The organism is Butyricicoccus sp. AM32-19, assembly GCF_003480365.1.
GTDB lineage: Bacteria > Bacillota > Clostridia > Oscillospirales > Butyricicoccaceae > Agathobaculum > Agathobaculum butyriciproducens.
In genome coordinates this window covers 56197-67742 of sequence record NZ_QUIX01000017.1, presented here as the reverse complement: position 1 = coordinate 67742, position 11546 = coordinate 56197, and the positions used below count along the sequence as shown (strand labels likewise).

Below are 11546 nucleotides of genomic sequence, written 5' to 3'. Positions count from 1 at the left end.
GAGAACGGCCTGCTGGAGGACGTTAACACTTCCTTCACTTCTGCTTGCCCGCGTCAGTACGCTGCACAGCTGATCTACAACACCATTTTTGCTCACACTGTTACCCTGCGTGACGGCGAGTACACCAACATGAACCTGCTTGGCACTGACAAGCTGGAGACCGTTGGCGAGAAGTACATGAGCATGAAGAAGTGGGTTGGTACCTTTGAAGGCAACGAGGACGTTTGCGGTCTGGACACCGGTCTGATCCGTGTATACGGCACTCCGGACGGCAAGGACGTTGCAAAGGCTAACGCTGACTTCAAGTTCAGCAAGCTGGACCTCTCCTACATCGGCGAGGAAGTTTCCGTACTGTACAAGGATGCTACTGGCGGCACCGCTAACAAGCCGGACAAGAAGGACACCATCTACGGCGTTTATGTAACCGGCGAGACCAAGGTTTACAACATCACCAAGGATGACCTGCAGTCCCAGAAGGACGCTGGTACCGTTCGTTTCGGCGATAAGAACTACGATGTAGCAAAGATTGCTAAGGACGACGAGTACATCAACTACAACTACGGCGCTAAGAAGGATACTGCTGCTGCAGCTATGACCGCTGATCAGGTTGCTGATGACATGATCTCCAAGCTGAAGGCTACTTCCGCTGACACTGTTAAGTTCATCTGCAACGATGACGGTGATATCGTAAAGGCTTACGTTGTTGAGTCCAAGCTGGCTCGCGTTACTGCTGTAAACAGCGAGAAGGTTTCCATCAACAACGGCGTTGGTACCATCAAGTTTGAGGATAACGACATTTACGACGGCGTTAAGAAGGACGATATCGTTGTTGTTACCACTCTGTACAACACCAAGGCTACCAACTCTGCAGCTAAGAGCACTGTCGTTAAGGCAGCTACCGTTGAAGGCAAGCTGACCAGCTTCAAGGGCACCTCCAAGGTAAGCATTGACGGCACTTCTTACGACATTGCTATGCTGGAAGGCACTGACGTTGATTCTGATTTCGAGAATACTTTCAAGGATCAGATTGGCGAGACCTACACCCTGTACACCATCGGCGGTATTGTTTACGCTGCTAAGCAGACCTCTGAGGGCACCAAGAACTATGCAATCGTAGAGGACACCAATGGCTCTCAGACTATTGACTCTGGCTTCGATCCGCTGGAAGTTAAGATTCTGAAGGCTGACGGTTCCGAAGGCAAGTTCGTTGTTCATAAGGACTCCACTTCTCAGGGTACTACCAAGCTGAAGACTTCCGATGTTAAGACCGGTGTTCTGATCAAGTATTCGAATGTTTCCGATAACAAGATCAAGATCACCGAGGTTCAGGGTTCTATGGCTCTGAATAAGGACACCACCGTATATGTTAAGGACACTAAGTCCTTCAACAACAAGGTTGCTGCTTCTGATGCTGTTGTATTCGTAAATAAGACCAATGCTTATGGTAAGCCGGGTGATTTCTACGCATACACCATCCGCAACCTGAACGATATCAAGGCTAAGTCTGGTGCATCTGTTGCTTCCATTCTGGACGACAACAAGGTTGTTGCAGCTTATGTTGAACTGACCACCAAGCCGTCCGGTTCTACCGCAGACACTGTTTACGGTATCGTATCTAAGGAAAACGGCACTGTTAAGGATGGCGACACCACCTACACCTCCTACACTGTTGATGTTGATACTAACACCCAGAAGACCGTTCTGATCGAGGGTGACAGCGACACCACTCTGAAGGAAGGCTATCTGGTAAGCTTCGATGAGGCTTCTGATAAGGTATACTCTGCATCTGATATCACTATCTACCTGAAGAACGAGAATACTGACTACCACAAGCCGAGCACCATGGCTGCTATCGACGAGTACGATGAAAAGGGTCAGATCGTATCTTACTGGGATAAGACCAATGATATCGGCGACAAGGCTAAGCTGATCACCAAGGCGGTTGACGATGATGTTAAGATCATCTACGTAAGTGCTGAGGATGATAAGGCTGCTGATAACAACGGCGCAATCGAGTATGATGGCGTTAAGGGCACCAAGAATGCTTACATCGTATTCGAGGATAACAACAGCACCAAGAATGTTGTTGCAATCTTCGTTGACGTTGACGGCAACATCACCAAGTAATTTCCGAATCCCGCGATTCGATTTTACGTAAAGGAACCCCCCGAGGAAAATCTCCTCGGGGGTTTTCTTATCCCCTCACCCACCAGCGGTCTGCCGCCGCTCTGCGCCGTGCCGCAGGCCGCCCTTATTCCCTATCGCGCCCCAACTGCAAGCCGCTGTGCGCCGTTCTGACGCCCTTGCGCCCTATTCCTCATCCGCCTGTAAAAGCGCACAAAAAAGCCGCCCGGAAAACCGGGCGGCTTGCATTTTTGAGAAATTACTTGAGCTGTACGCGCTCACGAATCGAATCGGTTACGGAAAGCTGTACGCTCTGTGCGGAGTAGCCGGTGCACGCCACCTGCGCCACATAGCTGCCGCGCTTGAGGCTGAACGACGCCGTGCCGTCCGTGCCGGTGGTGATGCTCTTGCCGCCAACCGTGACAACCGCACCGGACAACGGTGCGCCGTACGCGTTGGTGACAACCAGCTGTACATTCTCGAGAATCTCACCGGTCAGCTTGACCGTGCGGCCTGCAGAGATTTTGACCGTCTGCGTAACCGCCGCGGTAAAGCGCGAATGCGTTGCCGTTACAACGTACGAGCCGCGCTTGACATAAACGGTTGCCGTGCCGTCCGAGCCGGTGGTCAGCGTCTGCGCTGCCGTACCGCTCTCCGCGTCCGAAGGCGTGAAGGTGACGGACGCACCCGAAATCGGCAGACCGAGATCATCTACCACGGAAGCCGTCAGCGCGTAAGTGGTAACGTAGTTGACACGCAGCGTCGGGCTTTGACCCTTGCTCATCACAAAAACGAAATCCGCATAGGATGCACCGCTCTTGCCGAATTCCGCAACCGCAGACTTGTTGATCGTGACCTTGCTGCCCTCGATCTTGTACTGCCAGTTCTCCTCGAGCGTCTTGCCGTTCGAGCGGATATTCTTGAGCTTTGCACCGTCTACCATATTAAGCGTTACCACCAGATCGGCGTATCCGCCGGACGAGGTGTTCGCGTCAAAATCGATCGTGGACGGCTGTACTTCGTTCACCGGCGCGGTATCTACCACGCTCAGCGAGCAGGTAAAGGACGAACCCTGATTGGGTACGAATGTAACCGTATAAGTGCCCTTGCTCTTCTTGGCAAGCGTCTCCTTGAGCAGACGAATCGTGCCGTTCGTTGCATTATAGGTGTAATCCGTGCCGCGCTCGAGCACCGTACTGCCGATTTTGACGGAATCCAGACGCGTGCCCGCCGGAAGAACAACGTTTACGGTCTGATCGGCATAGTTTGCGGACTGCTCGTACTTGTCAAAGGTAATCTGGCTCGGGCTGACTGCGCTCTGCGCCGAGTTGCTGACCGCCAGACCGATGGCTGCCTTGGAGCCGTCCTCAAAGGTCAGCTCTGCGGTGTAGGTGCCCGCCTTGAGCGTGGACAGATAGGTTTTGTACACGCGGATGCCGTTCTTATCGCTCAGCAGGTTGTAATCCGTGCCCTGCTTGAGATTGGTGCCGTTGACCGAAACACGGGTCAGATCGTTCTTGTCCGCGTTGAAGGTGAACTCGTAGGAGAACGCGATCGCGTCCTTGTTATTCACGTCGATAGACAGCGTGGACGGAGAAACCGAAACGCTGGTGGACGCCGCAACGTCCTTGCCGGCAATCTTTGCGGTAACGCCGCTCGCCAGCTCAACGCTGGTCGGCTGCATGGTCAGCTCACAGCCGTTGGCGTTGAGCACCGCCTTCTGGACCGAGCCGCCGCCGGTGACGGTGGTTCTGCCGTTTGCGGTAAGCGTGCTGATGGAGGTGCTGCCGGTCGTCAGGATGGTGCCGGTCTGCTCATTGGCAACGTCCCAGACAGCTGCATCTAGCGTCAGGCTGACGCTGCTGCCGTTCATTTTAAGATCGGAGAAGCCGCCTGCAGTCGCTGCCAGATTGCTCTCGGTCAGCGTTGCAGAGGTTTTTACCTCGGTGGTGCCGATGTTGGTGTTGCCGGTCGCAATGACCTGCGGGGTCAGTCCGGTCGGATTGGAGACGACCATCTCAAGTGCGGAAACACCGTCCAGCGTTACATTGCCGCCACTGACGATGATATCACCCGCAACGGTGACATCCTCAAGCGTTACATTGCCCGCCAGAACGCCCTCGGTGATGTACAGATTGCCCTTGATATCCGCATCGGCCAGCGTGCACGGTACGGAAATCGTAACGTTTTTGGTATCGCTCTTGAGCGTAGCCTGCGAGTACACATTGCCGTTCTTATTCAGCGAGGTGCCCATATATCCGTACAGCATTTTGGCGATTTCGCCTCGGCTGAGCGTGCCCTGCGGCTTAAAGGTACCGTTCGTGTAGCCGTTGATATAACCCTGCTTGACCGCTTCCGCAACGTAGGATTTGCTGTAATCGCTCAGCTTGGCCCGATCAGAGAACATATCCAGCGCAGACAGGTTAGCCGTCGGCGTGTACTTGTGCAGTCGGCCGAGGATGGTTGCCGCCTGCTCTCGGGTCAACGTGCCCTCCGGCGCCATACGGTTGTTGCCGACACCGTTGATATAGCCCTGCTTGACCGCAATCTGCACGGTTTCGTAGAAAATATCGCTCGAATTGACATCCGAGAAGCTGATATCCGCCTTTTCGGTAAAACCGAACGCGCGGTTGATGTATCGCATGAACTCCCAGCGCGTTACCTTGTCATCCGGGCCGTAGTTGCCCGTGCTGGCAGACGGATTGATAATGCCGTTTTCATGCAGCTCGGTAATGTAGGACTTTGCCCAGTGGCCATCAATATCCGAAGCCGCAAAGGCAGCCGGCACGGTACTGACCAGCAGCGCCGCTGTCAGTACGGCGGAAAGGACTTTTTTCAAAGCTATCACCTCTTATTATAATTTACCTTTATTCTACCATTCTTTTGTTTATTTGTGTACTGTTATTTTTATCTCGAGACAGGGCTTTTGACTAAATAGACGGCCTGCTGCCGGTTTTGGTTCCGCATTTTCGCAAAATTTTCCGGTATCCTCACAGAACGTACAATTTCTGCTCTGCCGTTTTGTATATCATTACTCTGCTTCATGGAATCTTTTCACAAATTCGCGCAAAACCCCTTGCATTGACAGCCGGATATTGTATAATTTAGATAGTGGCAATCCGTCGGCTGAAAGCGGCGATGCGCCAACTAACACGATGAGGTGATACCAATGGATTATATGTCGGAATACAAGCGTTGGCTGGACTGCTCTGCCCTCTCTGCGGACGAGCATGCCGAGCTGGCTGCTGTTGCAGATAATCAGGAAGAGATCGAAAGCCGTTTCTTTGCGCCGCTGTCGTTCGGCACAGCCGGTCTGCGCGGTGTACTGGGCGTCGGCCTCAACCGCATGAACCGCTTTACCGTCGGTCAGGCTGCACAGGGTCTGGCAAACCTGATCGTATCGAATGGTCAGGCCGCAATGGACCGCGGTGTTGCCATTGCATACGACTCCCGCCATTTCTCTGCCGAGTTCGCCAAGCAGTCTGCGTGCATCATGGCCGCAAACGGCATCCAGTCGCTGCTGTTCGATGAGCTGCGTCCGACCCCGGAGCTGTCCTTCGCTGTCCGTCACTACGGCTGCATCGCAGGCATCAACATCACGGCTTCCCACAACCCGAAGGAGTACAACGGCTACAAGGTTTACTGGGAGGACGGCGCACAGCTTCCTCCGGCCGAGGCAGACGTAGTTGCCAACGAAATGGCAGAGACCGATATCTTCACCGGTGTAAAAACTGCAGACTACGATGAGTCCGTCAAAAACGGTCTGATCCGTATTCTGTCTAAGGAGACCGACGAGGCTTACCTTGGCGAAGTCATTAAGGTTGCGGTAAATCCGGACTGCGTAAAGCAGGTTGCCGATGAGTTCAAGCTGGTGTACACGCCGTTCCACGGTGCCGGCTACCGTCTGGTTCCCGAGATCCTGCGCCGCCTGGGCTACAAGCACATTATCTGTGAGCCGGAGCAGATGAAGATCGACGGCGACTTCCCGACCGTTAAGAACCCGAATCCGGAGTACAAGGAAGGCTTTACGCTCGCCATCGAGCTGGCAAAGCAGAACGATGTTGATCTGATCATCGGCACCGACCCGGACTCCGACCGCACCGGCATCGTCCTCAAGGACAAGTCCGGCGAGTATGTCACCCTGTCCGGCAATCAGGTCGGTGTGCTGCTCACCGATTACATCATCACCGCAAAGAAGCTGACGAACACCATGCCTGCCCATCCGGCGGTGCTCAAATCCATCGTTACCACCGAGATGGCACGCGCGGCGGCTGAAAAGAACGGCGTTGCGTGCTTTGATACCTTCACCGGCTTCAAGTTCCTTGCCGAGAAGATCAAGCAGTTCGAGCAGGACGGCTCGCACGAGTACATTTTCGCGTTTGAGGAATCCTACGGCTACCTGTGCGGCGATTATGCCCGCGACAAGGATGCCGTTACCGCTTCCATGCTGATTGCCGAGATGGCGGCTTACTACCGTACCCAGGGCAAGACCCTGTATGATGCGATGGAGGAGATGTACGAGAAGTACGGCTATTACTGCGAGCAGACCATTTCGATCGTTATGCCGGGCGTTTCCGGCCTGCAGCGCATGAAGGAGCTCATGCAGGAGCTGCGCGACAAGCCGCTGACCCAGATCGGCACCCACAAGGTCGATTACACCCGCGACTATATGCCGGGCACCCGTACCTGCATGGCAGACGGCAAGTCCGAGCCGATGGAGCTTAAGGGTCAGAACGTGATGTACTACGAGCTCGAGGGCGGCACAACCTTTATCATCCGTCCGTCCGGCACCGAGCCGAAGGTCAAGGTTTACATCATGGCCAAGGGCGAGAACAAGGCCGAGGCCGCAGCAAAGGTCGAGGCTCTGACCGCTGCAGCGAAGGAAATCGTAAAGTAAGCCATCTGCAGTAAAAATCCAGCAACGCTGAATGCAGCCGAATTCCGGTTCGGCTGCATTTTTCCGGAATCACCTTAATTATTTTAGGGGAACAAAAATATGATCAAACGCATTATTTCCTGTATTGTAAGCACGGTCATCGTGCTCGGCGCCACCATCGCGTATGACCGCACGCCTGCATGCCGCATTGCCGTGATGGAGCAGGTGCCGACACAGCTGGCTTCCGTTCTGCCGCGTGCGGCCTCCTACGAGCTGGAGCTGCGCACGGAAGAAGGCAGCCGCAGCTACACGGTCAACTGCCATGACAAGGACGGCAGCACCTTCCGCTCCTACACCATGCAGACCGTGGAAGGCGAAGAAGAACCGCTCAATTTCACCTATACGGACTACACCTACGACGAAAACGGCAACTGCACGGATGCCATCACCACCGACAAGACCAACAATTCCACCTCGGAGTACCGCCGCAGCTATGACGACAAAAACCGCGTTCTGCGCACGGAAAACTACGAGGACGGCGAACTTTCGGTCTCCTCCGAGACGGTTTACACCGAGGTTGACAACGGTCAGTCCTCTGCCGTCAACACGGTTTACGACGCAGACGGCAATGAACTGATGGTCGTCCGCATGGGCATGAACACCAACGGTGATGTGCTGTCCTCCCGCACCTACGAGGGTGAGGACAATATCACCTCCTCCACCGACAACCGTTATGACAGTCAGGGGCGGCTCATCCAGTCGGTCACCGTAGACGAGAGCGGCATCGTGTTCGAGGTGCTCACCGTGTACTCGGTGGACGGCAAAACGCAGACCACCCGCTCGACTATCGAAGGCGGCACCCTCTCAACCGATACCCGTACCTTTGATGATAACGGCAATCTGGTCTCCATGCACCAGACCGACAGCGACGGCTACGCAAGCGATACCACTTATACACAGTTTAAGTGACCTGTCGCGGAACTTTAATCCGCAGTGAAAACCACCCATTCGGGTGGTTTTCCTTTTTTCAGACATACTATCATCAGCTATACACCGACCATTTCTCCCTATCTGTCGGTTTTCCGCTAAACTCCTGCAAAATTCCTGTCTGGATATTGCTTTTTATCGGTCAAACGGCTATAATCGCTATATGCGTATCAAGACTGTGTCAACAGGGCACAGCTATAGAGAAATAGATCGGAGGTGCGCTATGCGCATCATTATTGTAGGCTGCGGCAAAGTCGGCTCGGAGTTGGCGGGACAGCTCAGCGCAGCCGGACACGACCTGACACTGATTGACCTGTCCGAACGCCGTCTGGATGAGCTTTCCAACACACACGACCTTGCTACAGTAAAGGGCAGCGGCACCAGCTATCACATTCTGTGTGAAGCCGGCGTGCAGGATACCGACCTGCTCATCGCCGTTACCACCCATGACGAAATCAATCTGCTTTCCTGCCTGATCGCTCGCAAAGCATCCGGCTGCCACGCCATTGCGCGTGTGCGCGATCCGGAATATGTATCCGACCTCGGCTTTATCCGCGATGAGCTGGGTATTTCGATGGTCATCAACCCCGAGCTGTCCACCGCGCGTGTTGTTTCGCGTCTGATCCGCTTCCCGTCGGCCATCAGCGTCAGCACGTTTGCCCGCGGACGCATCGAGCTGCTCGACCTCAAAATTCCGCACGAGTCCCGCCTGGACGGCATGGCGGTCTGCGAGGTCAACCCGCTGCTCCGCACGGACGTGCTGCTGTGCATGGTCCGCCGCGACGGTCAGACCTATATCCCGAAGGGCGACTTCATCCTGCACGAGAACGATAACATCACCGTCATCATTCCGCCGCATGAGCAGAACGAATTTTTCGAGAAGGTCGGTCTGCCGGTCAAGCGCATTTCCTCCGCGATGCTGGTCGGCGGCGGCAAAATCTCGTACTTTCTTGCGAAAATCCTGCTGGATTCCGGCATTGCAGTCAAGATTATCGAAAACAAACTGGAACGCTGCGAGGCGCTTTCCGAAATGCTCCCGAACGCGACCATCATCTACGGCGACGGCACCGACCGCGACCTGCTCGATGAGGAGGGTCTGGCAACCTGCGAGGCGTTTGCGGCGCTCACCGGCATGGACGAGGAGAACATTCTGCTCGCGCTGCACGCCGGCCGTCATTCCCGTGCCAAGCTGTTTACCAAGGTCAACCGTGTGAACTTTGAAGAAGTCATCGCCAGCATGCCGATCGGCAAGGTGATTCGCCCCAGGCAGACCACCGCCGAGCTGATCAGCCAGTACACCCGCGCCATGCAGAACTCAATGGGCTCCAACGTGGAGACCCTGCATCAGCTGGGCGGCGCAGAAGCGCTTGAATTTCGTGTCGCGGCGCACCACCTCACCGGCGTTCCCCTGCAGGATATGCCGATTCGTCCGGATGTTCTGCTGTGCTGCATCAACCGCAAGGGCAAGCGTATCATTCCGCGCGGCCACGATGTGCTGCATGAAGGCGATACGGTTATCGTCGTTTCCACCTTCGAGGGCATGAACGACCTTCAGGATATCTTCCTGTCGACAACCAGAGGGAGCGAAAGATGAATTTCGCAATCGTCCGCTATCTGATCGGCTGGCTGATGGGCATTGAGTCCCTGTTCCTGCTGCTGCCCGCGTTTACCGCGGTCATTTACCGTGAACCCGAGCTGCCTGCCTATATCGCCACTGCACTGATTTGTATGGTCGGTGCAGGCATTCTGTGTGAATATAAGCCAAAAAACACCAAGTTCTACGCACGCGAAGGCTTTGTGGCAGTCGCGCTGTGCTGGCTGGTGCTGGCCGTGACCGGCGCCCTGCCGTTCGTACTCAGCCGCGAGATTCCGTTCGCAGTAGATGCGATTTTCGAGGCCGCATCCGGCTTCACCACCACCGGCGCTACCATTCTCGGCGATGTGGAAGCGCTTTCGCATGCCTCTATGCTATGGCGCTGCCTGATGCACTGGGTCGGCGGCATGGGCATTCTGGTGTTCATGCTGATCGTCCTGCCGCTGGCAGGCGGTCATACCATTTATCTAATGCGCGCGGAAAGCCCGGGACCCTCGGTCTCCAAAATATCGCCGCACATGCGCGATACCGCGCTTATCCTGTACGCGATTTACTTTGGACTGACCGTTCTGCAGATTATTCTGCTGCTGCTCGGCGGCATGCCGATGTTCGATGCCATCTGCGTTTCACTCGGCACGGCAGGCACCGGCGGCTTCGGCAACTGGAATGATTCCATCGCGCACTACGACAGCGCCTACCTGCAGAATGTCATCTCGGTCTTTATGATCCTTTTCGGCATCAACTTCAACGCGTATTTTCTGCTTTTGACCCGTAAATTCAAGCAGTTGTTCAAAATCGAGGAGATTCGCGTGTATCTCGGCGTGATTGCCGTATTTACCACACTGATTGCCTTCAATGTGCGCGGCTGCTTCAGTTCGCTGCGCGAGAGCTTCCACCATTCCCTGTTTCAGGTTGCGTCTATCATCACGACCACCGGTTTTTCAACCGTGGACTTTAACCAGTGGCCCGCATTCAGCAAGCTGCTGATCGTGCTGCTGATGTTCATCGGCGCGTGTGCCGGTTCTACCGGCGGCGGCATGAAATGCTCGCGCATCCTGCTGCTGTTCAAGGGCGTAAAGAAGGAAATGATGTCGCTGATTCATCCGCGTCTGGTGCGCGTGCATAAAATGGACGGACAGCGCGTCCAGCATGAGGTCATGCGCTCGGTCAACGCCTTTCTTGTGGCATATCTGATCGTTATTGTCACTTCCATCCTCATTGTCAGCCTGCACTGTGAGGATATGGTAACCAGCTTTACCTCGGTTGTTACCTGCATCAATAACGTCGGTCCGGGACTCAATCAGGTCGGTCCGGCAGCCAACTTCAGTGCGCTGCACCCGCTGAGTAAAATCGTGCTGACTTTCGATATGCTCGCCGGTCGTCTGGAGCTGTTCCCCATGCTTCTGCTGTTTGCACCCGAAACGTGGAGAAGAAACCGATAAAAAAGCTGCCGCTGAACGTATACCGTTTAGCGGCTTTTGCGTGCATATCGACCGACCGCAAATCGTTCCGGTGCTCCACCGACACACCTGAATCATCGCGGCAGAATATGTCGAGATGGGGTTTTCCGGTTGCTCAGGGGTATCTATCTCTTTGGGTAACATAATGGTGCTTTTTCTGTCTGACAACAGCCTGCCACGGAATTTATCTCTTGAAAAATACGTCTTATTCGCAACCCTTCACAGCTTCAATCTATAGACAGTTGCTTTTTCAGTGCCTTCACATAGGAGGTCGCATAGCGGCTAAATACCACGTTTTTCTTGCGGATGAGACCGATGCGCATGCTGCCTTCCATCTTGAGCGGCCGCGCGATAATGCTCGGACTGTTCAGCTTGCGGTCGATAATGCCCGAGCTGACCGTAAAGCCGTTCAGTCCGATCACCAGACTGAACAGTGTTGCGCGGTCGCGGACCTGAATGGTTTTCGGCATATCGAGCATGCTGAGCAGTTCCTCGGAAAAATAAA

Annotated in this window: 7 protein-coding genes; 5 read left to right on the top strand and 2 right to left on the bottom strand. The window is 54.7% G+C overall.

Annotated elements, in window-relative coordinates; translation table 11 throughout:
- On the top strand, window positions 1-2127 hold a 2127-nt coding region (locus DW806_RS15255; protein ID WP_158578373.1), incomplete at its 5' end, for a hypothetical protein.
- Window positions 2128-2383: 256 nt separating this feature from the next.
- Here DW806_RS15255 and DW806_RS12520 read toward each other — a convergent pair.
- Complete coding sequence (locus DW806_RS12520; RefSeq protein WP_158578372.1) at window positions 2384-4963, bottom strand: X2-like carbohydrate binding domain-containing protein; 2580 nt, start codon at window positions 4961-4963, stop codon at window positions 2384-2386.
- Window positions 4964-5293: 330 nt separating this feature from the next.
- On the opposite strand from DW806_RS12520, the gene DW806_RS12515 reads away from it, so the two are divergent.
- From DW806_RS12515 to DW806_RS12500, 4 genes are all read left to right on the top strand, one after another.
- Window positions 5294-7021, top strand: coding sequence for a phospho-sugar mutase (locus tag DW806_RS12515; RefSeq protein WP_118730159.1), 1728 nt, complete (start codon window positions 5294-5296; stop codon window positions 7019-7021).
- 99 nt (window positions 7022-7120) lie between these two features.
- Window positions 7121-7969, top strand: coding sequence for a hypothetical protein (locus tag DW806_RS12510; protein WP_118730158.1), 849 nt, complete (start codon window positions 7121-7123; stop codon window positions 7967-7969).
- A 241-nt stretch (window positions 7970-8210) separates the two neighbouring features.
- Window positions 8211-9581 (top strand): Trk system potassium transporter TrkA, encoded by a 1371-nt coding sequence (gene trkA, locus DW806_RS12505; RefSeq protein ID WP_118730157.1) that lies wholly within the window; start codon window positions 8211-8213, stop codon window positions 9579-9581.
- The gene (locus DW806_RS12500; protein ID WP_118730156.1) at window positions 9578-11023 is read left to right on the top strand and encodes a TrkH family potassium uptake protein; all 1446 of its coding nucleotides are present in this window, start codon (window positions 9578-9580) and stop codon (window positions 11021-11023) included. Before trkA ends, DW806_RS12500 begins: the two co-directional genes overlap by 4 nt.
- Before the next feature lie 245 nt (window positions 11024-11268).
- Here DW806_RS12500 and DW806_RS15490 read toward each other — a convergent pair whose 3' ends face one another.
- Window positions 11269-11520 (bottom strand): hypothetical protein, encoded by a 252-nt coding sequence (locus tag DW806_RS15490; RefSeq protein ID WP_194461875.1) that lies wholly within the window; start codon window positions 11518-11520, stop codon window positions 11269-11271.
- Window positions 11521-11546 lie beyond the last annotated feature (26 nt).

Bases quoted from the DNA above. Each gene is read 5' to 3' on its own strand.
- DW806_RS12515 (WP_118730159.1), top strand. From the start codon at position 5,294: ATGGATTATATGTCGGAATACAAGCGTTGGCTGGACTGCTCTGCCCTC.
- DW806_RS12510 (WP_118730158.1), top strand. From the start codon at position 7,121: ATGATCAAACGCATTATTTCCTGTATTGTAAGCACGGTCATCGTGCTC.
- DW806_RS12500 (WP_118730156.1), top strand. From the start codon at position 9,578: ATGAATTTCGCAATCGTCCGCTATCTGATCGGCTGGCTGATGGGCATT.
- DW806_RS15490 (WP_194461875.1), bottom strand. From the start codon at position 11,520: ATGCTCGATATGCCGAAAACCATTCAGGTCCGCGACCGCGCAACACTG.
- trkA (WP_118730157.1), top strand. From the start codon at position 8,211: ATGCGCATCATTATTGTAGGCTGCGGCAAAGTCGGCTCGGAGTTGGCG.